This is a genomic window from Bacillus sp. DTU_2020_1000418_1_SI_GHA_SEK_038 (assembly GCF_032341175.1).
GTDB lineage: Bacteria > Bacillota > Bacilli > Bacillales > Cytobacillaceae > Cytobacillus.
Genome location: NZ_CP135435.1, coordinates 1,988,123 through 2,011,545, shown reverse-complemented (window position 1 = coordinate 2,011,545; position 23,423 = coordinate 1,988,123). Strand labels below are relative to the sequence as shown.

General features: G+C 37.4%; 21 protein-coding genes and 1 tRNA gene. 5 read left to right on the top strand and 17 right to left on the bottom strand.

The genetic code is table 11. The features are described 5' to 3' along the window. Positions 1–93: 93 nt before the first annotated feature. Positions 94–1,143 carry a M42 family metallopeptidase gene (locus RRV45_RS09965; RefSeq protein WP_315668659.1) on the top strand — a complete coding sequence of 350 codons (1,050 nt, stop codon included), beginning with the start codon at positions 94–96 and terminating at the stop codon, positions 1,141–1,143. A gap of 64 nt (positions 1,144–1,207) precedes the next feature. On the opposite strand, the gene selB is transcribed toward RRV45_RS09965, so the two are convergent. From selB to RRV45_RS09925, 8 genes are all read right to left on the bottom strand, one after another. Beyond that, entirely contained in the window at positions 1,208–3,094 is a 1,887-nt protein-coding gene (gene selB / locus RRV45_RS09960) for a selenocysteine-specific translation elongation factor (RefSeq protein WP_315668994.1), read from the bottom strand. Positions 3,095–3,110: 16 nt separating this feature from the next. Beyond that, positions 3,111–3,830, bottom strand: coding sequence for a YwaF family protein (locus RRV45_RS09955; protein WP_315668658.1), 720 nt, complete (start codon positions 3,828–3,830; stop codon positions 3,111–3,113). Positions 3,831–3,871: 41 nt separating this feature from the next. Continuing rightward, positions 3,872–4,558: a Dph6-related ATP pyrophosphatase gene (locus RRV45_RS09950; protein WP_315668657.1), complete on the bottom strand. Its 687-nt coding sequence runs from the start codon at positions 4,556–4,558 to the stop codon at positions 3,872–3,874. Between the two features lie 104 nt (positions 4,559–4,662). After that, the gene (locus RRV45_RS09945; RefSeq protein WP_315668656.1) at positions 4,663–7,797 is read right to left on the bottom strand and encodes an SMC family ATPase; all 3,135 of its coding nucleotides are present in this window, start codon (positions 7,795–7,797) and stop codon (positions 4,663–4,665) included. Beyond that, entirely contained in the window at positions 7,794–8,939 is a 1,146-nt protein-coding gene (locus RRV45_RS09940) for an exonuclease SbcCD subunit D (RefSeq protein ID WP_315668655.1), read from the bottom strand. Before RRV45_RS09940 ends, RRV45_RS09945 begins: the two co-directional genes overlap by 4 nt. 231 nt (positions 8,940–9,170) lie before the next feature. Next, on the bottom strand, positions 9,171–9,371 hold the full coding sequence (locus RRV45_RS09935) for a cold-shock protein (protein ID WP_066288596.1): 201 nt from the start codon (positions 9,369–9,371) through the stop codon (positions 9,171–9,173). 199 nt (positions 9,372–9,570) lie between these two features. Then, entirely contained in the window at positions 9,571–9,708 is a 138-nt protein-coding gene (locus tag RRV45_RS09930; RefSeq protein ID WP_315668654.1) for a YvrJ family protein, read from the bottom strand. A gap of 385 nt (positions 9,709–10,093) precedes the next feature. Next, positions 10,094–11,371 (bottom strand): IS110 family RNA-guided transposase, encoded by a 1,278-nt coding sequence (locus RRV45_RS09925; protein WP_315667004.1) that lies wholly within the window; start codon positions 11,369–11,371, stop codon positions 10,094–10,096. Positions 11,372–11,664: 293 nt separating this feature from the next. On the opposite strand from RRV45_RS09925, the gene RRV45_RS09920 reads away from it, so the two are divergent. Beyond that, positions 11,665–11,952 (top strand): phage holin family protein, encoded by a 288-nt coding sequence (locus RRV45_RS09920; RefSeq protein WP_315668653.1) that lies wholly within the window; start codon positions 11,665–11,667, stop codon positions 11,950–11,952. Positions 11,953–12,257: 305 nt separating this feature from the next. Continuing rightward, a complete protein-coding gene (locus tag RRV45_RS09915; protein ID WP_315668652.1) occupies positions 12,258–13,403 on the top strand; it encodes a thermonuclease family protein in 1,146 nt (381 codons plus the stop codon). Between the two features lie 116 nt (positions 13,404–13,519). On the opposite strand, the gene RRV45_RS09910 is transcribed toward RRV45_RS09915, so the two are convergent. Then, positions 13,520–13,616 (bottom strand) — tRNA-Sec (locus RRV45_RS09910). Positions 13,617–13,761: 145 nt separating this feature from the next. On the opposite strand from RRV45_RS09910, the gene RRV45_RS09905 reads away from it, so the two are divergent. Next, positions 13,762–14,187 (top strand): DUF2621 domain-containing protein, encoded by a 426-nt coding sequence (locus RRV45_RS09905; protein ID WP_315668651.1) that lies wholly within the window; start codon positions 13,762–13,764, stop codon positions 14,185–14,187. Between the two features lie 113 nt (positions 14,188–14,300). Here RRV45_RS09905 and RRV45_RS09900 read toward each other — a convergent pair whose 3' ends face one another. From RRV45_RS09900 to RRV45_RS09890, 3 genes are all read right to left on the bottom strand, one after another. After that, the gene (locus RRV45_RS09900; RefSeq protein ID WP_315668650.1) at positions 14,301–14,786 is read right to left on the bottom strand and encodes a CcdC family protein; all 486 of its coding nucleotides are present in this window, start codon (positions 14,784–14,786) and stop codon (positions 14,301–14,303) included. A 148-nt stretch (positions 14,787–14,934) separates the two neighbouring features. Continuing rightward, positions 14,935–15,294 (bottom strand): response regulator, encoded by a 360-nt coding sequence (locus tag RRV45_RS09895; RefSeq protein ID WP_315668649.1) that lies wholly within the window; start codon positions 15,292–15,294, stop codon positions 14,935–14,937. 244 nt (positions 15,295–15,538) lie between these two features. Continuing rightward, positions 15,539–16,249 carry a cytochrome c biogenesis CcdA family protein gene (locus tag RRV45_RS09890; RefSeq protein WP_315668648.1) on the bottom strand — a complete coding sequence of 237 codons (711 nt, stop codon included), beginning with the start codon at positions 16,247–16,249 and terminating at the stop codon, positions 15,539–15,541. Positions 16,250–16,524: 275 nt separating this feature from the next. Here RRV45_RS09890 and RRV45_RS09885 point away from each other — a divergent pair, with 275 nt between their 5' ends. Beyond that, on the top strand, positions 16,525–16,695 hold the full coding sequence (locus RRV45_RS09885; RefSeq protein ID WP_315668647.1) for an aspartyl-phosphate phosphatase Spo0E family protein: 171 nt from the start codon (positions 16,525–16,527) through the stop codon (positions 16,693–16,695). Positions 16,696–16,763: 68 nt separating this feature from the next. Here RRV45_RS09885 and RRV45_RS09880 read toward each other — a convergent pair whose 3' ends face one another. The 5 genes from RRV45_RS09880 to tkt form a co-directional block, all read right to left on the bottom strand. Continuing rightward, entirely contained in the window at positions 16,764–18,554 is a 1,791-nt protein-coding gene (locus RRV45_RS09880) for an ABC transporter ATP-binding protein (RefSeq protein ID WP_315668646.1), read from the bottom strand. 4 nt (positions 18,555–18,558) lie between these two features. Next, entirely contained in the window at positions 18,559–20,307 is a 1,749-nt protein-coding gene (locus RRV45_RS09875; RefSeq protein ID WP_315668645.1) for an ABC transporter transmembrane domain-containing protein, read from the bottom strand. A 190-nt stretch (positions 20,308–20,497) separates the two neighbouring features. After that, entirely contained in the window at positions 20,498–20,710 is a 213-nt protein-coding gene (locus tag RRV45_RS09870) for a YneF family protein (RefSeq protein WP_315668644.1), read from the bottom strand. Between the two features lie 89 nt (positions 20,711–20,799). After that, positions 20,800–21,237 (bottom strand): sporulation inhibitor of replication protein SirA, encoded by a 438-nt coding sequence (gene sirA, locus RRV45_RS09865; RefSeq protein ID WP_315668643.1) that lies wholly within the window; start codon positions 21,235–21,237, stop codon positions 20,800–20,802. Positions 21,238–21,419: 182 nt separating this feature from the next. Further along, positions 21,420–23,420: a transketolase gene (gene tkt / locus RRV45_RS09860; protein ID WP_315668642.1), complete on the bottom strand. Its 2,001-nt coding sequence runs from the start codon at positions 23,418–23,420 to the stop codon at positions 21,420–21,422. Positions 23,421–23,423: the final 3 nt, after the last annotated feature.

Genomic DNA, 23,423 nt, shown 5'->3' with positions numbered 1-23,423 from the left:
GGTTATTAAGCATGCCTCTAATTCATTTATTATGACAGTATAAAGAAGTATAATATGGAAGATGCATGATTTTCTTAGAGAGGGGCCATACATATGTCATATTCTCATACGGATGAGATTATTCAATTAATATCTAAGCTTGTTTCCATTCCAAGTCCATCTGGAAATACAAATGAGGTTATTACCTTCGTTGAAAATTACCTGAGTGAATTAGAGATCGAAACAAAACGAAATCGAAAAGGCGGTCTAATTGCAACGATTAGCGGCCAGGATGAAAAGAATCATCGAATGCTTACAGCTCACGTAGACACGCTTGGAGCTATCGTTAAAGAAATTAAACCGAGCGGAAGGTTGAAGCTCGACCTAATTGGCGGATTTAAATACAATTCAATTGAAGGGGAATATTGCGAAATTGAAACGACTTCAGGAAAAAAATACACCGGGACAATTTTAATGCATCAGACATCCGTCCACGTTTACAAAGATGCCGGTAAATTTGAGAGAAACCAAGAAAATATGGAAGTGCGTTTAGATGAAGTAGTACATAATGCAGAGGACGTTCGTGCCTTAGGGATTGAGGTTGGAGATTTTATTTCCTTTGACCCCCGAGTGGAAATAACGCCAGCCGGATTTATTAAATCAAGACATTTAGACGATAAAGCAAGTGTCGGAATTCTCCTGCAATTAATAAAGCAAATCAAGCTTGAGAAAATCGAACTACCTTATACTACCCATTTTTTAATTTCTAATAATGAGGAAATTGGTTATGGAGGTAATTCGAACATTACTCCAGAAACAGTTGAATATTTGGCAGTAGATATGGGAGCGATGGGTGATGGTCAGTCGACCGATGAATACACAGTATCTATTTGTGTAAAGGATGCGAGTGGACCTTATCACTATGGTTTAAGAAAAAAACTTGTTCAGCTTGCAATCGATAACCAGATTGAATATAAGCTTGATATTTATCCATATTATGGTTCAGATGCATCTGCCGCAATCCGTTCAGGTCATGATATCGTTCATGGATTAGTTGGACCTGGGATTGATTCCTCCCATGCTTTTGAACGTACTCATAAGTCATCCATTGATCATACAGCTAAATTACTCTATCATTACGTGTTGTCAGATATGATAGAGTAAACATTGGTAAACCAAGCCTTAGTTAGTGGCTTGGTTTACTTTTTGCTGCAAACTTCCGAATGGATTATTTACTTTCCTGCCAAACCCTTTTATTTTCGACTCTCTTTGTATAACCTAAAGAATCAAGCTTCTCAAGAAACGGAATCATATATTTCCGCGAAAGATCGAGAATGTCTTTTGCATCACCGACTTCAAATTCTATCGCAGTTCCACTTCTTAATTGCTCTACAGCTTGATTAAAGTGCTCCGCATGCCAATAAAATTGTTCATCAAGAGAGATCACTTCTTCGGTATCCGCCAGAAACTTCGTTAAGTCGAGTGCTAAATCACTTGGAATGCCAGCTTTTGTTATATAATCATTGAAATACTTAACCTTTAATCCATCTTTTTTCAAATCTGCAAGCATATTTTCTGTGCGCTTCTGCCAGCTTTTTGGTACATGAGGTGTAAACTCGCTATGGAAAATAAATTGGTCCTTTTTACCAAAAATAGTAGTTTCTATCCCCTTTTCTAACACATATTCTGCTAGTCTCTTCGGATATTGCTTACTAATTAATTGCAATAGCTCCGCCTTATTCATCCCAAGTTTCAAAGGATTCTCACCGTGGAAGCCTTGTAATAAAGTGATCATGTCTTTTTCAATTGATTCCTTGATGATAAGCAGTGTGTACTCTTTTCCTCCATATAGGAGAAATTCTTCATCTATTAAATAGTTTTGCAGATCTTGTTCAGAAATGGATGTTCTTTTCAAAATCTCTTGAAACGGCAAACTTTTGGCCTCATGAAGGGCAGCATAAATTCTTTCTTTCGGTGTACCTTCTTTTTTCTTTTCAAGCTCATCAACTGTCTTTTGGCCAAATCGATATTTTTCCCCTTTAGGATCAATGACCCATCCGCCGCCGATTGTCTCCTGTGGACTAGGACGTCTTAAAATAAAGCGGTCTCCTCTTTTTGTGACAATCTCCTCTTCCAAGCGGATTTGACAAAGAATTTCCTCCGCGTCCGTCTTAATGTCATTACGGTCAAATAACACAATCCGCCCCATTACTTCAGCTGTTCCAAGATGACATTTAATAGGCATACGCTGCTTCACCATGTATTCCAAATCACCTGCCAGACGAAGGGCGACATCAATCGTTTGTGTGACAATAAAATGTTCTGAAGAGACTAGAACATCACCACGCTGGATGTCCTCCTTTGCGATTCCGGATAAATTTATTGCTGTCCGTTGACCAGCATAGGCGCTATTAGCCGATTTGTGATGGACCTGAAGCTGTCTTGCACGGGTTCCCAGCCCTTTTGGCATAATCTTTAATGCTTGTCCTTCCTCTACTGATCCTTCATAGACAGTCCCTCTGACAACAGTACCTTGCCCTTTCACAGAGAACACTTGATCAATAGGAAGACGAAAAGCACCTTTACTGTCTCTAGTTTCCCGTTTTTTTAGTTCGTCAATAATTAAATGTTTCAAATCCTCTATTCCTTGTCCAGTTAAACTATCGACAAGCATCAATGGTGCATGTTCAAATACAGTATCTTTTAATTCATCCAAAATATCATCCTTAACAAGGTCAATAAAATCATTTTCAACACGATTAATTTTTGTAACCGCAATAATTCCGTTCTTAATTCCTAATAAACCAAGTATATGTAAATGCTCTCGGGTTTGCGGCATGACTCCTTCATCAGCTGCAACAACGAGTATAACTAAATCGATCCCTGCAACACCTGCAATCATCTGTCTAATAAAACGTTCATGACCTGGAACATCAACAACGGAAATTTCCAGTTCATGATCTTCATATAAAGAAGCAAACCCAAGTTCAATGGAGATTTGTCTTTCCTTCTCCTCTTTCAATCTATCTGTATCAACATTTGTCAGCGCTTTCGTAAGCGTTGTCTTCCCATGATCGATATGGCCAGCCATACCGATAGTGAAATATCGTTTCATATTCAAATGCTGTCACCTACCTCTGAATTTCTTTTAGCTTAACTTTATTGCAGATTACGAGCAAAAGGAAGAAGAAGAATAAGGCCGCTCCCTCTAAAGTTACAATATAATAAGGAAACGGACCAAAATAATTTAATAATGAGGCATTGGATGGTTTAAATGCTAGAAACATATAATTCCCGCCAGTCATTCTATTCGCAGCAAAGGCAAGACATGCACTTCCATTTAGAAATAAAAATGACATGATTAGCCCCTTGCCATTAGGTGAGTATTCGTGAATCATCCAAAAATAAAAACAAGTCCAAATGATAAAGATATGAGTAATAAAAAATTGGAAATATCGAAAATGAGGAAAACCAAGAAATAACTCAGGAGTTATTACCGCCATTGTTGCCCCCGTAATTCCAATATAGAATACAATTTGAAATATAAATTTTGATTTAGTCGTCAGTAAAATAAGACAAAGAATAAGACTTAACGAACAAAGCTGAAGCGGCAGCGTAAAGGATATATCCCAATAACCATCTTTAAAAAGCCATATATGATACATAGCTTCCAAAACAAACAGACTTAAAAACATGAGGATTCTTACAGCCTTATCATGTTCTTTCAAATAGTTTTTCTTTGCATAAAGGAGAATCGTACCGCCTATTAAGATAACAATCATCATCAAATGCTGAAAAGAAAATGCCTCAAAAGGGAAAAGAGAATATTCATGACCAAATGTATTGTTCAATGAAGGATTCCTCTCTTTTATTTAATATTTGTTGATCCTTGTTAAATACAATCCTTTGCCTGTAGTTCATACTGGCTAAATTCCAGTTTTTTCGTAGTCTCTAATTGAATAATTTCCGGATTCTTAAGGATAATACTTTGCTTAAACAACGGTCCATCATATACAAATGAATGATATTCACCCGACTCACCCATCGGACACATTTCCTTCGTCTTTACATCTTCAAAAAATGAAAAGTCCAGTTGCCTTCCTAACCACGTTTCATCTAGAATATCCTCCCTAATACGAATAACTGTTGCCTTATAACCAGATTGGAGATAATCGTCAAGCATACGAAGAGCATCTTCCTGCTTTCCCCATAGCGGGTATATCGCTTGAAGACCAGCTGCATCTGCCATTTTTTCTCCCCACTCACGATGACCTTCCAAATACAAATCACCAAAGGCGATGGCTTCTAGATGATACTTATCTTTTAATATCGTTAATTTATTGATGAAGCTTTCAGTATACTTCTCAAAGGTGGTGGAAATAAACTCGACAGGGATATCCAAGCACTCCCCTTGGAGCTTTACTAATTCTAAATTTTCACCATGACCAAAGGTTCTGCCTAATTCAACCGGTACTGTCGTCACTAAACAAACAACATCAATTCCATTCTTTGTTAATACATCCAGACTGAGGCAGCCATCTTTTCCGCCGCTCCAGGATAAAGCCACTCTTTTTTTCATAATAATCATCCTTCTATCTAACTTATTCCTATATTAGCATAAATTGTACTCCGTTTATGAAAAAAGAAAGGATTGAATCATCGGATTCGCTCCTTTCCATCGTATTAAGATAAAAATTGAAATTCAGTCTGGCTTCCTGTTTGGGTTGCAATCACTTCAAGGCGGGCATCTATTCTTTCCTTGAGCTCAGGTACATGAGAAATAATTCCTACCAGTCTTCCGCTGCTTTGTATATCCATTAAAGCTTCAATCGCTTGATCAAGGGACTCTGGATCAAGAGTTCCAAATCCCTCATCTATAAACATTGTTTCTAGTGAAACACCGCCGGCATATTGCTGAACAACATCTGCTAATCCCAAGGCAAGAGCTAATGCTGCTTTAAAGCTCTCTCCTCCAGATAGGGTTTTCACATGTCTTTCTTGTCCAGTATATTGATCAAAAACAAGCAGCTCTAAGCCGCTTTGAACATTCCCCTTTGACCGATCGGTTTTTCTTAACAACTCATATCTTCCACTCGTCATTTTTCTCAATCTTCCATTTGCTTCTCTTAAAATATCATCAAGAAAAGCGGCCAAAACAAATCGCTCAAAAGTAATACGGTACGTGTTTTGTCCCTTTGCGATTTCATATAAATGACCAATTAACTTGTACCTGTCTTCCAGTGCTTTCATACGCTTATTGATTTCTATTATTTTTTCTGCTGTTTCTTCATTATGTTTTTTCTTCATAAACAAGTCGGTATATTGCTCTTGAAGCAAACGAATATGTTCCTCATTTTCTTTAAAGGATTCACTAATTTGTTCTAAATCAGGCATTTCTACGTCTTTTAACAGCATAGTAAGCTCTTCATAACGGTCATGGACGGATCGAAGCTCTTCCCGGTAATCCCTTAATGATTGATCTAGCAACTGTATCTCCTGTTCAGACTTTTTCGATTCATTGTATTCTGAGTAGGTTCCAAAACCCTGATCATTCATTTTCTGAACAAAAGCTTCTCTTTCCATTGTCAATCTTTCTTTCAATCTATCAGCTTGTTTTTTGATCGTTTCAAATTTAGCCGATTCTCCGAGGAATCTTCCCTTTGTGTCCTGATATTGCTGCTGCACAGTTTCCAATAGCTTTATAAGATCCTCTTGCTTTTTAATGGCGTTCTTCAAGCGTGATTCAAAAACCTCAGCCGAATGTAGATCAGGTGGTATTTTCGCTATCATTCTTGTTAAATGTGTTTTTTTCTCGGTAAAAATAATAGTTTCATTATTTATTTGTTCCATGTTCAATTTAAGCTTCTTTGAAAATTTCTCTCTATCCTGCTCCAATAATTTAAGCTCATTTAAGCAAGCTGGCATTTTAGCTTGTCTTTTGGATAAAACGCTTTGTTTCTGAACAAGATCGTCTCTCTCCGCCAATATCGTTTCTTTCACCATCGGTAATGAATTAATTGTCAGATCATCACGCTGATTCTTAATTTCTTTCAGCTGTGATTCTAGCGACTCTTTTATTGAATTTACTATAGACTGAGATTCATAAAAAGATGATTCAGCCTTTGCTTTTTCCTTTTCAAGCTCATCTGCCTGTTTTTTTGCGGCTTTTAAATCTTTTTCATCAGGGATTGAATCTGACATAGCTGCTATATTGGGGTGTTCCCTTGATCCGCAAACAGGGCATGCTTCTCCAACATGAAGCTTATTTGCAAGTAGACTAGCTTGTCCGTGAAGCCATTTTTGCTCCAGTTGTTCGATTGTTTCCTTTACATCAGCTAATCGCGAAACGTAATGATCATGATGACCTTTTCGTTTTTCAAAATTCAATTTTGCTTGATCATAGCGGAGAATAAGTTCTTCGTATTTATTAAACCTTAACAATTCTTCTTCTAATTTCTCTAATTGTTGAGCATTTTGAAGAAAAGTAAGCTGTTCTCTCTCAATCTGTTGTTTTTCTTCTTGTAAAAGTAGGATAGCCTGTTCTGATTTCTTTAGGGAATCTTCAAGCTCTAATTTTTCAATCTTGCTTTTTTCAAGAGCTTTTTCAAGTAAAGTTACCTCATTTTTCACGAAGGACAGGGATTCAATTTCCTCTTTCATATTTTTAAGAGAACTGATTTCCTCTGCTAGTGCCCTTCTTTCATCTTCCCGACCTTTTTCTTCTTCCCATTTCTTTTCCTGCTCATATAAAAGAGCTGACAGTGACGTAATCTTTGAATTTAACGACTGAAGCTCATTATTAGCCTCATCTGATTCTTTTTTCAAATGATGACAGAGCTCTTCCTGCTGGGCTAGCACGGCTGCTTTTTGGGCAAGATTAATTTTTTTCTCAATTTGACTGTAGACATCCTTCTCATTATGAAGTTCAGTCTTCCGTTTTTCTAATTCATCTTTAGCCTTTAGCTGTTTTACAATTGTCTCTGCTTCAAATAGCTTCTGCTGAAGTAAATCCCGTTTTTCTTGTTTATCCTTTAATTGATCTGCGAGCTTTCCCAGCTCTCCAGTCATGGATTCCATTTCTAATTGTAATAAAGGCATGATGAGCGTATCATTCACACTCCCTGCATTTAAATACCCTTTTAGCTCCTCATTAAAAAGAGCTGAAATTTGCTGAATGGCTTGATCACGGTTTTCTACTTGCTTTTCAACTGATTTCTTTAGATCGATTGCATCTTCCTTTAGCTTTTCCTCGATCCGCTTATATATTTGAGTATGGAATAGCCGCTGCAAAATGACTTCCTTATCCTTACTCTCCGATGTAAGGAGCTTCCTGAATTCTCCTTGAGGAATCATGAGGATTTGCCTGAACTGATTACTGTCAATAATCATGATTTCTTTAATCTTTTCATCTACATCACGTATATTTGAGGCAAGAAGCTGCTTGTCCCCATCACTATTGATCATGTACAATTCAGCTTTTGCACTAATGGTTGTCATTCCATCCCCGCGTTCCTTCTTCTTTTCCTGCTGAGGGGATCTTGTAATAATGAACGTCTTATTTCTTAAAGAAAACTTAAGTGTCACCTCTGTTAATAATTCATTCCTAGCAAATTGACTCCTTAATTCAGGCCCATTACGATCTTCCCCACTTGCTTTCCCATAAATAGCATAGCTAATTCCATCAAAAATAGTCGTTTTTCCTGAGCCGGTCTTTCCAGAAATTACAAACATTGTTCTATTCCCAAGCATTGTAAAATCTATCGTTTCTGTTCCTGCATATGGCCCAAACGCCTGCATGATTAACTTTAAAGGTCTCATATCGCTGCACCATCCTTCAAAGCTTTTTCAATCACATCAGTCATAACAGCCTTCTTGTCATCGGTAAATTCCGAAGTTGTCATTTCCTGATAAAATTGCTGAAAAAGTTCAAGCTCTGTCTTTTTTTCTTCCTTTACTGATGTGAAAAACTGTTTCTTCTTCATATCAGTAATGTGGATTTTTCGTTCTAGATGAAGAACATTTGGATAGATTTGCCGAAGCTTATTAATCGGATCTATTAAGGCACCTTCATCATGGAGAATGATTTTCAAATAATCTTCTGCCATTTGTTTCTCGTAAAATGCTGGATCCATCAATTCATCTAAAAATCCTTCTATTTCCCTCATATCCTTTTGTGGAGATAGTTTACGAACCCGCAAATCAAAATGACCCTTTTCGTCCATTTCGATAATGGAAACTGACTTTTCCTGTTTCGACTCCGAAAACGAATACTTTAGAAGAGAACCAGAATAACGAATCCTTTCATGTTTAAGAGCATCAGGACTATGAAGATGCCCAAGTGCTGTATAGGAAAACGGTTCAAATAATTCTGCCCCAACACATCCAGAACCTCCTACAGAAAGAGTTCTCTCTGAATCGCTAGTTTTTCCGCCTAGAACAAAAGCATGACCAACTAATACATTTGCTTCATTAGGGTTTAAGGTATCTTCAATTTTTCCAATAATCGCTTTCATCGCGTCCTGATGCGTATGAATGGTGTCATCTCCGAACATTTGCCGAACTATTCCCGGCTCAGCATATGGTACCAGATAAAAATTAACACCGCCTATATGTATTGGATGAACGTTAGAATCAAGCTTACCTGATAAATATAACTGACTTTTTCGGTACCACGAGCTTCCAAAAGACAATCGTTCCGCACTATCATGATTGCCGCCAATTGCTACAATAGGTGTATTTAACTCTACATTGATTTTGAATAATACGTCATTAAGCAGTTCCACCGCCTCTGTTGGCGGTACGGACCGATCATATAAATCTCCGGCGATTACAACAGCGTCCGGCTTTTCTTCCGCAACAAGATCAACAAATTGCTTCAAGAAGTAACGCTGGTCTTCGGTCATATAAATTCCATGTACAAGCTTTCCCAAATGCCAATCTGCTGTATGAATAAATTTCAAAATCTTCACCTTCTTATCTTTATATTACTAGTCTCAAATACACTCATTATATCAAATTTATGTTTTTATAGGTCTGGTGTAGACGTCTGAGGAAGTAATTACTAGGTGGATACCAAAAAACGAACATATGTACCTATTATAACAATATCTACAGAAGGATTTCCAATTTTCAATTAAATATAATCAAATAAAAAACAGCCCCACAAAAGCAGGACTGTTTATAGTTTATGATTATAGTTTATTTACGTTAGCAGCTTGTGGTCCACGAGCACCTTCAACAACTTCAAAAGATACTTCTTGACCTTCTTCTAATGTTTTGAATCCTTCAGTTTGGATTGCAGAGTAATGTACGAATACATCGTTTCCGTCTTCACCTTCGATGAATCCGAAACCTTTTTCAGCATTAAACCATTTAACTTTACCGTTTTTCATGTAAAAAAATCCTCCTATAGGCTGTTAAAAGCCATGTGTTAATTCACCATTCACAACGATTATAGCTTTACTCCTTATTACTCATCCAAACAAAAGAATACTTTGGAAAATTGCTTGCAAAAATATAATGCGATGCATAACGGCTGATTTAAATTTAGCATTTTTGGAATTGAAAGTCAATAAATGTTAACTACTAGGCTTACTCCTTTAGACGGTCAGGAAGCCCCTGAATGGAATTTACCACTACGTCTAGCTTCGCTTCTATTCTGTGCAGCAAAAATAGCGTCACAATTATTGGAAAGCCTACTTCGCTTATCAATGGTAAAAGATCCTCCATGTTTCGCACTCCCTCTATAAATGTTGATATATCAATGGTTTAACCCATTGTTGAGGTGTCAAAAAAATATTTTTCGACACGATTCCTAACAATATTTTTATATTATGTGAAACTATTCCAACATATGGGTACGCTTCGCGGTCACTACTGGATAATAATAGAAAGTAGTGATAGGAAATTATGAGATGCACAATGGATCTCTGCGTAGCTTATGATGACGTACCCTCCCATGTCTCTGGGCATCAGTGTGCCTACATTCCTTCGTTCGGTCTAGTCATAAGGCAGAGGCTAGCGAAGCTCCTTTAGGGACTCTCGGTCGAATGGTGAAAATATTGCCAGCTTCTCCGTGTCATCCTTTTGTCTAGGTATAAGGGGACGTAGAGCTTTACGCAGCCTCTACGAGACTAGGAATATCCCTCATCATTCGCTGTTCGTCAAACGCTTTGTGCTTAGTGCTTATCCCATGTAGTACTTTTAATAGCTTACCGCATAGAACTACGATGGATTGCTTCTTGCGTAAGGGATTAACCTTACGGTTTGTATAATACTCGTGTAACTTTTTAAAGGCTTCGTTGTGGAGAATCATCGGCATCATCACTCGGAACAGGAGGGCACGTAGTTTTCTTCTGCCTCGTTTGGAGATGCGCTTTTGTCCTTTGTGCAAGCCAGAGGAGTTTTCACGTAACGTTAATCCCGCGAGTTTGATTAGTTGGCGTGGATCTTCGTAGTGAGAAAAGCTTCCGATTTCAGCTAATAAATCGACAATTGTTGTATCTCCAAGCCCTGGAACCGTTGATAACCATTCATATTCTACAGTCGTTTTTACAAGATTAACTAAGTGTTGAGAAATGCTTTCGATATCTTTTTCGAGCTGATGGTAACGGCGGACAAGTGTGGCTATTTCAATACGGGCCATCTTATGTCCTTCAGTTACACCAATAGACCTCTCGGCGACTTCAATGATTCTCGTTGCTTTCGGTCTTTGAGGGGATTTTAACCCATCGACCTTCCGATAAAGCGCTAAAATTTCTTCAGGCTGTTTCTGGTGAAGATCACTTGGAAATGGAGTACATTCAAGTACGGCCATAGCCATTTTTCCGAATGATGGGAAAACCTGAGTGAATTCAGGAAAATAGCGATCTAACCAGCGAATGATCATGTTTTTTACAGACCCTAGTTCTTCTGTCAATTTGCTTCTTAACGTTGACCCGACGCGAAGTTCAGCTTCCATACCTTTCAAGATACGGGGATAGCTGAACCGTCCGTCTTTTAAAAGACGAGCAATCACAAGTGCATCTTTGCGGTCATGCTTCGTTGGCAAATTATCATCCAACTCTTTCGACCGTCTAACATGCATAGGATTAACCATGACTAGGGGGATGCCCCGTTCCTCAAGGAAATAGGCGATATTGAGCCAATAATGGCCAGTCGGTTCAATCCCGATAATGACTTCTGTTTTTCCGTTTTCTCTCATTGCAGCGAGAATACGTTGATAGAAAAGCTCGAATCCATCTCCAGATTGAGAAACAGAGAATGATTTTTGGAGCACTCGTCCACGGTCATCTACAAAACAAGCGAAGTGTGTCCGCTTGGCAATGTCGATTCCCACAACTAGTGTTTTTTCGGTGACTTGATTTATTTTCTGATTTTGTTTAAAATCCATTTTGGAGTCCTCCTTGGTTAACTAAGTTAGGGGTCAATTCGCCACACGATTTGACACCCCGTATCATACCAAGAGGGCTCTTTTTTTTTCAAGTCCCCGAAAATACTTCTAACAGGAATGCTCCTTTCTAATATAATAATAAATTTAAAGATCACCTCCTGTTACTTTCTATATATAGGTGCTGATCTAAAAAGGATATGGCCGCTATGTATTCTTCCATTCCGTATAATTTAGGAGATAAAACAAGCCAAATTTCTTGATTTGCATAAAATATATAAATGTGGAAATAGGAGGTGACTTTTTTGAATCTTATTGATTATTTAAATCAGAATTATATTATGCTAGTACCTGCCCTTTGGGTGCTGGGGTTTGCCCTTAAACAAACACCAGCCATCCCTGATTGGTTGATTATTTGGATACTCTTTATCGCATCGATCACAGTCGGAAGCGTGGCATTTGGATTTTCTATAGATGGACTTGTAAACGGTATCACTGCTGCCGGAGTTGCTGTGTTAGGACATCAAATGTACAAGCAAACAAAAATTAGAAATAGCTCGAAAAAAAGTAAGAAAGGACAATAAAAACGAGAATGGCCTCCGTTGAAGAGGCCTTTTCCATTATGCCAAAAAAATGACCGTTCATTGATATGAACGGTAAAGTGTAGTTCACAAGACCTAAGGGAGGAGATCTTCCATATTATTTTATTAAAGTTGTGCCATTTGGCTTGGACAATCCCTTCCGCTTTTTCATTATTTTTTCAAACCACTTACATATTCATAAAATTTTTACATTTCTAACAGAATCAATAAATGACAAAAAACATGTATAATTATCATTGAATGTATTCATATGTTAGAAACTAAGGTTTAGGAGTGAGGAAAATTAAATGAAATTCATTAAAGGAATCATACTAGCTGTCATTTTATTATTCATGCTAATCATGGGTATTGCAGTACCATTTGCATTTATTGGGACAGCTGTGTTTTTAATTGGGTTATATTTATCCAATCAAAAGAAAAAGGGAAACATTATAGTTAAGAAACCAGGATTGATAGTTACAGCAGGATTGATCTTGTTTTTAATTCTAGGGGTTTCATTTGCTGATACAACCGAAACAGCAGATAAAAATAACGAAAATCAGTTAGCAAGTACAACTGCGCAAAAAGATTCGGCGGAAAAAGAAGCGGCGGAAATAGCTAAGAAAGAGGAAGAAGAAGAAAAAGCTAAAGCAGAAGCAGAGGCGAGAGCAAAAGAAGAAGCGAAAGCTGAAGAGGAACGATTAGAAAAAGAGAAACTCGAAGCAGAACAAAATGCAAAAGAAGAACAGGCTAGCACGTTAGGATTAGAATTAGTGACAATTAGCAGAGTTGTAGACGGAGATACAGTCGAAACCTCAGACGGCAGAAAAGTTCGCCTTGTAGGTGTGAATACACCTGAGTCTACTACGAAAACTGAAGAATACGGCAAGGAAGCAAGCAACTATACCACTTCAAAGCTCGAAGGGAAACAAGTATACTTACAGAAGGACGTATCAGATACTGATCGCTATGCTCGATATCTTCGAATTGTTTGGCTTGATATTCCAACGAACGATATGGATGAAAATGAAATTCGCTCAAAAATGTTTAATGCCGATCTTGTTTTAAATGGATATGCAGAACCTTCTACTTATCCGCCTGACGTGAAATACAGTGATTACTTTGTAAAATTTGCCCGCGAAGCGAGAGAACAAAATACCGGTTTATGGGCTTTCGGAGCGGAAGGTACTACAAAAGGTGATCTGGATTCAAAGACAACAGCATCCAGCAGCGGCTCAACATCTTCATCATCAAACAACACAAATAACAATACAAAATCAAGCACAAATTCGAATACAGGCTCCACTCCTGCTGCCCCTTCAACTAGCAGCAACGAGTCATATAAAAACTGTACGGAATTAAGGAAGGTTTATCCTAACGGAGTTCCTGCTGATCACCCTGCTTACGATTCAAAACATGACCGAGATAAAGACAATTGGGCATGTGAGCGATAAAAAGAGATGAAAAAACACTTGGAAAAATATCCAAGTGTTTTTTAATTAATTTCTGCCTGTTATATTAAATTGGTTGGTGTCAATAATTTTATATAAGAAACATCCCTAGTTTAATATGGCGGGACTGCCTGGGAATCGAACCCAGCTGACCACACACGGTGGTCACAGATAGTTTTGAAGACTACGGAGGACACCAGTACCCCATTCAGCCCCTTGATTAGACATGTTTAATTATAGTAGTTTAAGAACTATAGAGCAAGGAATTAATCTGAAATCATTATTAGGTTCTCATTACTTGTCTCCAATCTGTCAAGAGTTTATAATATAATAAGGAAAATTTATTTGTAGGTGAAGATACATGCTTGATGGATGGTTTTTGTGGTTTATTCTATTTTGGGTTGTTATTCTGACAGGTTCTTTTGCCATTGGCGGCTTTTTTATGTTTCGAAAGTTCTTGAAAAAGATGCCAAAGGTAGACGGAAAATCGGATATGGATTGGGAAGAATATTATGTGAATGAATCAAAGCATCTTTGGAATCAAGAGGGAAAAAAATTGCTTGAGGAGCTTGTTAGTCCTGTACCCGAGCTGTTCCGTGATGTAGCAAGGCATAAAATCGCTGGAAAAATTGGCGAGCTTGCACTAAAGGAAAAGGTTACTTTAATTAATGAAGATTTAATAATAAGAGGATATATTGTCGCGACACCAAAAAGAGATCATAAATTCTTAAGAAAAAGACTAACTGAAAAAGAAATAAACATGGCTCCATACGAGCATTTATTTTGACCATTCTCAAAGGAGAATGGTTTTAATATTACAAATGCCACAGATTTTGTCTAATCTGTGGCATTTATATTATCTATCAATTCGATAAAGTGAAACTTTAAACAGCAAGGTTCTTACAGCCGCTTAATCTCAGCTAAACTTAACTCACGCTGCAATTTACGATAGTTCAAATACATAGCTACTCTCCATGGAACAATCATACCAAAAGCTAATATCCAAAACATGCCGCCCAGCTGCCCGAGATCAATGTAAGAACTCAAAACCAATTTTCCGGCAATTCTAAGTATGAGTAAACCGATTAAGATTAAGAGAAATGCCTTTGACCGCTTTAAATATATTTGATTGTCTCTGATTTCAAATTTAGAGGTTTTAATCAGTAAAATGGAAAATAACATCCCCACTAAAAGAGCTTCCAAGATTTCAAGGGCTGTCACCCTAAAATACGGAAAAATGAACATAAGGGCACCAGTACTCATAAAAATAGGCGGCAAAATAATTTTTTTGGCTGATGCTGGTTTTTTAGCTGCCTTCATACGTAGAAACATGGCAAATATAGCCATACCAATGGCACCAATTGATGAAACAATAACCATATCCATAGTTTTACATCCCTTATCTAATGATAATTTGCATTTTTTATTATATCGTAATTCTTTCATATAGGGAAAGAAAATGAAATTAAAACTGCCTCTGCTTAATCCGAACTTGTCTACGTTCAGATTAAGCAGAGGCAGTGTTCCTTAAATATTAACTTAGTACTCTATTAACAGCTTCCAATACTCTACCTTCATCAAACGGCTTTACAATAAAGTCTTTTGCTCCCAATTCGATCGCTTCTACGACCATCTTTTGTTGCCCCATCGCAGAACACATGATTACTTTTGCACTTGGATATTGCCTTTTTATTTCCTTCACTGCTTCAAGTCCGCTCATTTCTGGCATTGTAATATCCATTGTCACTAAATCTGGCAATAACGCATCATATAATTGAACAGCCTCTTTGCCGTTTTCACCTTCTCCAACAATCTCATGATTTGCTTTTTTTAGAATATTTGATAATGTAATCCTCATAAACTTTGCATCATCAACAATTAGTATTCTTGCCATTGCTGCTTCCCCCTCGACAACTACATCGGAAGTTTATCTAATAACTCCTACTTTTAATAGGTTTAATGTACTAAAAAAAGACTTTATCTAAGCTAATTTATTCTTTTTCTAAAGAAGAACATACTATAAAATATATCTAAAATTATGTAAAATTTCAATTTAAAGAGAACGACAAATTTCGCCCATAATTGTAATCCGTTATATCCTATCAAGTCAATTATAAAAATTTTACAAACAGGCTAGACTAAAAGCCAGTAAATCCTCCGAATAAAGGTGATAGTATTGCAATAATTTTCGTCATCCAATCAAAAAACAAGACAACACCCATTGCCATCATAATGTAACCGCCTACTCTCATAATAAGCAAACTATTTTTTCTAATCCATTTAAGCTTCCCAATAAAGAAAGATAGGACAAAGAACGGAACAGCAAAACCAAGAATATAGGCTATCATATAAATCATTGCTGAATTAGGATTTGAAACCGCAAGTGAGAATACGGCGCCAAGTATAGGACCTGTGCATGGTGTCCAACCTGCAGCAAATGCCATTCCTATCAATATTGATCCTAGTAAGCCTGAAGGACGGTTTTTAAACTCAAATCTTCTTTCCTTCATTAAAAACTCCGGTTTAAGAAAACCGACTACCATTAAACCAAAGAAGAAGATAAATATAGCGCCAATTTGTCTGATCAAATCTTGGTAATCCATAAAGAATGTTCCAAGAAATGAAGAACTAAAACCGATCGCAATAAAAATAAGTGAAAATCCAATTAAGAAAAACAATGTATGCAACATGCTTCGCCTTTGGAGCATCGCATTTTCCTCTTTAAGTTCACCAACAGACATACCTGTAATATAAGATAAAAAAGCTGGGTACAAAGGCAAGCAACATGGTGAAATAAAACTTAAAAATCCAGCCCCTAACGCAATGAACACATTTAAGTCAGCCATCATAACATCTCCTGTTCAAAACGATTCATTCTCCATTCTAACAAATGTTATTAGGAAATGATAATGATTAGATTTGAACAATTTGTGTCTCTATCTTCAACACGAAAAAATTATTTATTTATTATAGAAGTTTCTTTTGAATTTATTCCCAAAATTCGCTATACTATAGCATATGTTAACAAATTTTGTTTTAATCTATCATGTTTTTACATTTCTAGAAACAACAAGTTCTTTAGTAATGCTATCTTCTTTATAACGATCTGAAAGGATAACTAGATGTGTCTAACAAAGATTTACTCAATTTAATTGAACAGAAAAGACTTGAACTGATACAAGTGGCGATGAAAAATGGCTTAGCCTCGTCCACGGCCATCAAATACAGCCAAGAACTTGATCATTTGCTGAATGAGTATCACCGAAAGCTTAGCCAAAAAATACCTACACATTAAAAAAACCAGCCTAGGTGAACATACCCAAGCTGGATTTTCTTTTTTGAAGGGCTTCTTTACTAGAAGACTTATACGACATCTCCCACTTTTTCTCCCGAACTATTCTGCAATAAATACATTTTATGATATAAACCTTGTTTTGCCAGAAGCTCTTGATGGCTTCCTCTCTCGACAATTTCTCCCTGGTGCAGGACGAGGATTAACTCTGCATCTTGAATCGTAAAAAGGCGATGGGCAATGGCAATTGTCGTTCTCCCTTTTCGCATTTTTTCTAAAGCAAACTGAATTGCTTCTTCCGTTTCTGTATCAATATTAGCGGTCGCTTCATCCAATACGAGTATTTTTGGATTTGCAGCAATCGTTCTAGCGAAAGCGATTAGCTGTCTTTGTCCACTTGAAAAGGTAGACCCTCTTTCTACCACCTGCTGATTATAGCCATTATCTAATTTTTCTATGAAAGCATGGGCCTGCACAAATTGGGCTGCATCCACGATTTCTTGATCACTTAGTTCATGGTTATGAAGTCGAATATTATCTTTTATTGTACCGAAAAAAAGGAATGGATCCTGAAGAACTAATCCCATTTTAACCCTTAGCTCTTCCTTGCTATAGGATTTGATTGACTGTCCATCAATAAAGATCTCTCCTCTTTCAAATTCATAGAAACGCATCATGAGATTAATAATTGAGCTCTTACCACTTCCTGTGTGTCCTACTAGGGCAACAGTTTCTCCAGGTTTAGCTGTAAATGAAATATTCTTCAAAATGTCTCTCTTTCCATCATAGGAAAAGCTTACATTGCGAAATTCAATTTCCCCCTCCTGAATTTGCTTTTTGGCGTTCTCCGGCTGTTCCGGGGAAAGCTCTGTTTCATCAACAAGCTTAAATACCCTCGATGCTGCGACAATGGCCTGCTGGTACATGGAAAGTCTCATCATCATTTGATTAACAGGCTCAAAGAAACGATCTAAATAACTGATAAATGCATAGATAACTCCGATTTCGATTGGGCTGTTGAATGAAGTAATTCCAAAAAAGCTTAATATCATGATTAATGCAAAAACATACACTAAATCAATAGCTGGACGTAATAACAGACTATCAATTTTAATATTTTTCATCCCTGCATGATAGTGCTCTTCATTAATGTTTCCAAATTCCTGTCTTAGCCGTTTTTCTTGGCGGAAAACTTGAATGATTGACATGCCTTGCAATGACTCACTTAACTTCGCATTAAGCTGACTCAGCCTCTCCCTCATATCCTGATAAAAAATAGAGCTATACCTTCTATAAGTCTGCATGATATAAAACAGGATTGGCAGGATTATTAAACAAAATAAAGCGAGTCTAACATTTAATATAAACATGGCAATAAAAATACCCGCTAAAAGAAATGCCCCTTGAATGAACGTTACAATCACACTGACAAACATATCCTTTATTGCTTCTGTATCATTGGTTACCCTTGAGACGATACTGCCAGCAGGTGTTTTATCAAAAAACCTCAGCCCAAGCTTCTGGACCTTCGTAAAAACGTCTACACGAAGCTGTTGAATAATCTTTAAGGCGATCTCCTGAAATTTCAGCAATTGAAAATAAGAAACAAGGACATTCATGATTTGAATCCCAATAAAGGCTGCCCCTAATGCAAATAGAGGTTCAAATTCTAGATTTCCGGGTCTTAAATGGTCATCAATGAAAATTTTAATTAATATCGGCCCTAAAACATCGCCAATTGTTGTCAATAGCAGCAGACTAAAGGCTAGGACCATCGTTTTCATATGAGGCTTTGTGTAGGACAGAAGTCGAAAAAGAATCTTCCTCTGTTCCTTTCCTTCTATTCCCTTTATTTCATCCATTATCCTAACCTCCCTGCTCAACCAATTCTTCTAGCTGCTGTTGTAAATACATCTCTTTATACCAGCCATTCTCACACATTAATTGCTCATGAGTGCCCCGTTGGACAATTTTTCCGTTATCAAGAACAATAATAAGATTAGCATGTTGAATGGCACTTAAACGATGGGCAGTAATAATCGTTGTCTTTCCTTCACGTTCTTGTCTTAAGGCAGATAAAATCGCTTCTTCCGTTTTCGCATCAACAGCCGACAATGAATCATCCAATATCAATACCTCGGGCTGCATTAGTAGAGCCCTGGCAATAGAAATACGCTGTTTTTGCCCTCCAGAAAGTGACACGCCACGTTCACCGACAACCGTTTCGTAGCCATCTGTGAACAGTAAAATATCGTCATGAATATTTGCTAGCCTTGCAGCAGCATATATCTCTTCAATATCTGCAAGTGGCTTTGTAAAAGCAATATTTTCAGCAATGGTTGCCGAAAATAAAAAATGGTCCTGTGGCACATAGCCAATTGCTTCTCTTAGCTTATCAATTTGATAATGACTTAATGGGTTTCCAGCAAACATGATCGAGCCTTCATACCCTTCAAATTCACGAATTAATAATTTTAATAAAGTTGTTTTACCCGCACCAGTTCTACCTACGACCCCTAATGTTTCTCCTCTTTTTAAAGTAAAATGGATATCCTTCAATAAAGGCTTCTTATCCTCTGGATATGTAAATTTAGATAGATTAAATTCAACATCCCCGCTTGGAACGACTTCTAACGCGTTAGGAAGATCATAAATATCAACCTTTTCCGAAAGGAGTGAGGTAACGCGGTCATTTGAAGCACGCCCTCTTTCGACAATATTAAATAGCCACCCAAATGCCAGCATTGGCCAAATAAGCAGTCCTAAATAAGTCGTAAACGAAACTAGCTCACCAATTGTCATTTCATTGTTTAGTACAAATTTTGCACCAAAAGCAATGGATAGGAAAAACGAAATACCTACTATAATAGATATGGTGGGATCGAATAATGAATCAACTCTAGCTACAGAGATGTTCTTTTTAACAACATCCTCGGATTGCTTCCTAAAGTCCTCAATATCCTCGTTCTCTTGACCGAATGTTTTGATCACTTTAATCCCTGTTACACTTTCCTGCGTTTTATCATTTAAGGCAGAAAATGCCTCCTGTGCCTTATGAAAACGCTTATGAAGCATAGTTCCGTACCAGCTTGTTAAAATGGCCATGAGGGGCATCGGAATTAGACTGATTAAAGTAAGCTTCCAGCTAATTGTTGCGGCCATGGCGATAATAACAAATCCTCCAGTTGCTAATGAATCCACAAGTGTCAATACGCCTGCCCCGGCTGTTTGCTGAATAGCCTGAAGATCATTTGTTGCGTGTGCCATCAAATCACCGACCCGCTTCTTTTGATAAAAGGATTGGGACATTGTTGTGAAATGATGATAGAGTTTATTCCTTAATAATTTCGATAGTTTAACAGCTGAGCCAAAAATCATAATTCGCCAATAATAGCGTAAAGCATACATAAGAACGGCAGCACCAATTAAAGCACCTAATAATTGAAAAAGGTTGTTCCAAGTTAAAGTTTGATCCTTAACATGATCAACAAAAATACCTATCACTTTAGGGGGAACAAGCTGCAGCAAAGCTACAAGCAATAACATTAGGATACCTATTAAATAAGCTTTTTTCTCTTGTTTAAAGAACCACATTAAATCTAAGAATACTCTCATCTCTTTAGTCCTCCAGGATTAAAAAAACTGCATCTTACCTTTGAACCTTTAAAAAGGTTTCCAATCAATGGAATTTGTCCTTTTTACCTTTATGACATAGCTTAAATATTTTATCAAATATTACAAAAAATAGGAAGATTTATAATTTGGATAAATAAAAAAGCACCCATTTCTGAGTGCCCGTCCACCATTATTTTGTTTGCTTATTCATGGCTGCCATCATTTGATTGATTTTCTTCTGAGATGGCTTTTGACCCATCTGCATCATCATCATTTTTAGCATTTGTTCATTAATTGGCGGATTTTTCTTTAAATAGCTCATCATATATTTTCGAGCAATGAAAAATCCTAGTGCTAAACCAGCAAGAAGTGCTAGGATACCAACTAGAATATAAGTCCACATTTCATATTTCCTCCTTCATGTTGTCTAACATACAGTGTACTAAACCAAAGGCTATTATACAATATTTGCTTTGTGATTTTATCATTTTTTTAAACTAATTTTCTTTCCTTAATTGGTTTTAGCCAACCGTATCGATGATGTTCAGTATCAATCGCAAGAAAAGATGATTCGCTTTTTCTTAGCACCTCAAAAAAGATGGTTTCAGCATCATAATTTCCACTCGCTTCTAAAAGCAGGCAGCGGTCTTTAATTTCTAGTTTAGCTCTACTTCTTTTTCCCATCTCAATATAATATATCCCTTTATTTGTTAAAAAATCTTTATTTCTATACAATTGCTGGTTAATATATTGATGGAGTTTTAATCCCGGTATCGGCTTTGTTATATATTGAATTTGTCTAGCCAGTATGTATTCCATAGTACCAGCTGCGTGCTCGAATTCTTGAAATAACTGAAAAAACATTCTCTCCCTGCCAAAATAATGGGAGGCAAATTCATCTTCAATTAAATATAACTGATAGGATCTCATCCAAACCTCTCCTTCCGGGACAACCCCCTTTCTTCTCATTATAATCATATTATTTTGAACATTGTGTCTTAAACCGTCAAAAACATTCGCTAATTTTGTCGAAACAAAGAATTTTTAGAAAATAAAAGCTATTAATGACAAAAAAAGAAGAGCAGCTAGTGCTCTTCTTAATCTTATTAGTTCTACAATAATGATTTTACACGGGCCACAACATTTTCAACTGTGAAACCATATTCCGCCATAATTTTTTCGCCAGGAGCAGATGCACCAAATTGATCAATGCCAAGGACATCTCCCTCATCTCCAGCATAGCGGTGCCATCCAAGAGAAGAACCCATTTCAATCGCTAATCTTTTCTTTACATCTTTAGGAATTACACTTTCCTTGTATTCCTTCGATTGAGCTTCAAAACGATCCCATGAAGGCATACTGATAACTGCTGCAGATATACCATCAGCTTCTAAAGCTTTCTGGGCTTCAACTGCTAAGCTTACCTCTGATCCAGAAGCAATTAATAATGCATCAGCTGTTTCTTTGCTAGCAGGTGATACAACATATGCGCCTTTTGAAACGCCATCGTATGCTGTCTCTTTTGTACCTTTTAATGTTGGCAGATCTTGTCTCGTTAATACGAGGGCTGTCGGTTTATCTTTCGATTCAACCGCTAATTTCCAAGCTGCTGCTGTTTCATTTCCATCTGCAGGACGAATAACAGATAGATTAGGCATTGCTCTCAAAGCAGCTAATTGTTCAATTGGTTCATGTGTTGGTCCATCTTCACCAACCGCAATACTATCATGTGTAAACACATACGTAACTGGCAGCTTCATCAACGCTGCAAGACGAATGGCCGGACGCAGGTAGTCAGAGAATACAAAGAAGGTACCTCCAAAAACTTTTAATCCACCATGTAAAGCCATTCCATTTAATGCAGCTCCCATTGCAAATTCACGAACACCAAACCAAATGTTTTTTCCATCAAAAGTCTCTGGTGTAAAGTCTGCTGTACCCTTAATCATCGTCTTATTTGAACCTGCAAGGTCCGCAGATCCTCCGATAAAGGACGGAAGGTTTTTGGCAATGGCATTCAATGCCTCTCCAGATGATGCACGGCTCGCAATGCTTTTTCCTTCCTCATAAGCAGGGATATCATTTGCCCATCCCTGTTTAAGCTCACCAGTGATTACTTGCTCGAGCTGACTTGCGAGCTCAGGAAACTCATTTCTGTATTGAGAGAATAAGTCATTCCATTCTTGCTCTTTCTTTTCTCCTTGTTCCACTACAAGCTTTCTGAAATGCTCATACACTTCTTCAGGAACGTAGAAGTCTTCTTCAAAGGTCCACTTATAAGCTTCCTTCGTTAACTTTAATTCATCTGCCCCAAGAGGAGCTCCATGAACATCAGATTTTCCAGACTTGTTTGGTGAGCCATAGCCGATGACTGTTTTTACTTCAATAAGTGTTGGATGGTTAATATCTTGCTTCGCTTCTTCAATCGCATTTGCGATTTCAGTCAAATTGTTCCCGTCTTCCACTCTTAAGTATTGCCAGCCATATGATTTAAATCTTTGTTCTACACTTTCAGAGAACGACTTATTTAAGTCGCCATCAAGGGAAATATCATTGGAGTCGTAAAGCACTATTAATCTCCCAAGGTTAAGATGGCCAGCAAGAGATGCTGCTTCAGCGGAAACCCCTTCCATTAAATCCCCGTCACCGCAAATGCTGTATGTATAATGGTCAACCATATTAAATTGATTTTTGTTGTATACAGCTGCTAAATGGCGTTCAGCCATTGCCATTCCAACTGACATAGCTATTCCTTGTCCAAGAGGACCAGTAGTTGCATCTACACCTGGCGTATGACCAAACTCAGGATGTCCTGGTGTTTTGCTTCCCCATTGCCTAAAGTTCTTAATATCTTCCATTGATACATCGTATCCCGAAAGATGAAGAAGGCTATATAGAAGCATGGAACCGTGGCCTGCTGACAGAACAAAACGGTCGCGATTAAACCACTGAGGATTTTTAGGATTATGATTCATAAATTGAGTCCAAAGTGTATAAGCCATTGGCGCAGCTCCCATTGGCATACCCGGGTGACCTGATTTTGCTTTTTCAATTGCATCGATAGATAATGTACGGATGGAACTTATGGATAAAGCATCGTTTTGATCAAACATGTG

What these genes read in the sequence shown, in the direction of transcription:
- RRV45_RS09880 (WP_315668646.1), bottom strand. Translation starts at nt 18,554, where the DNA reads ATGGATGAAATAAAGGGAATAGAAGGAAAGGAACAGAGGAAGATTCTT.
- RRV45_RS09950 (WP_315668657.1), bottom strand. Translation starts at nt 4,558, where the DNA reads ATGAAAAAAAGAGTGGCTTTATCCTGGAGCGGCGGAAAAGATGGCTGC.
- RRV45_RS09915 (WP_315668652.1), top strand. Translation starts at nt 12,258, where the DNA reads ATGAAATTCATTAAAGGAATCATACTAGCTGTCATTTTATTATTCATG.
- RRV45_RS09905 (WP_315668651.1), top strand. Translation starts at nt 13,762, where the DNA reads ATGCTTGATGGATGGTTTTTGTGGTTTATTCTATTTTGGGTTGTTATT.
- RRV45_RS09875 (WP_315668645.1), bottom strand. Translation starts at nt 20,307, where the DNA reads ATGAGAGTATTCTTAGATTTAATGTGGTTCTTTAAACAAGAGAAAAAA.
- RRV45_RS09895 (WP_315668649.1), bottom strand. Translation starts at nt 15,294, where the DNA reads ATGGCAAGAATACTAATTGTTGATGATGCAAAGTTTATGAGGATTACA.
- RRV45_RS09965 (WP_315668659.1), top strand. Translation starts at nt 94, where the DNA reads ATGTCATATTCTCATACGGATGAGATTATTCAATTAATATCTAAGCTT.
- selB (WP_315668994.1), bottom strand. Translation starts at nt 3,094, where the DNA reads ATGAAACGATATTTCACTATCGGTATGGCTGGCCATATCGATCATGGG.
- tkt (WP_315668642.1), bottom strand. Translation starts at nt 23,420, where the DNA reads ATGTTTGATCAAAACGATGCTTTATCCATAAGTTCCATCCGTACATTA.
- RRV45_RS09930 (WP_315668654.1), bottom strand. Translation starts at nt 9,708, where the DNA reads ATGGAGGATCTTTTACCATTGATAAGCGAAGTAGGCTTTCCAATAATT.
- RRV45_RS09870 (WP_315668644.1), bottom strand. Translation starts at nt 20,710, where the DNA reads ATGTGGACTTATATTCTAGTTGGTATCCTAGCACTTCTTGCTGGTTTA.
- RRV45_RS09945 (WP_315668656.1), bottom strand. Translation starts at nt 7,797, where the DNA reads ATGAGACCTTTAAAGTTAATCATGCAGGCGTTTGGGCCATATGCAGGA.
- RRV45_RS09900 (WP_315668650.1), bottom strand. Translation starts at nt 14,786, where the DNA reads ATGGATATGGTTATTGTTTCATCAATTGGTGCCATTGGTATGGCTATA.
- RRV45_RS09935 (WP_066288596.1), bottom strand. Translation starts at nt 9,371, where the DNA reads ATGAAAAACGGTAAAGTTAAATGGTTTAATGCTGAAAAAGGTTTCGGA.
- RRV45_RS09890 (WP_315668648.1), bottom strand. Translation starts at nt 16,249, where the DNA reads ATGATGGCTGACTTAAATGTGTTCATTGCGTTAGGGGCTGGATTTTTA.
- RRV45_RS09925 (WP_315667004.1), bottom strand. Translation starts at nt 11,371, where the DNA reads ATGGATTTTAAACAAAATCAGAAAATAAATCAAGTCACCGAAAAAACA.
- sirA (WP_315668643.1), bottom strand. Translation starts at nt 21,237, where the DNA reads ATGAGATCCTATCAGTTATATTTAATTGAAGATGAATTTGCCTCCCAT.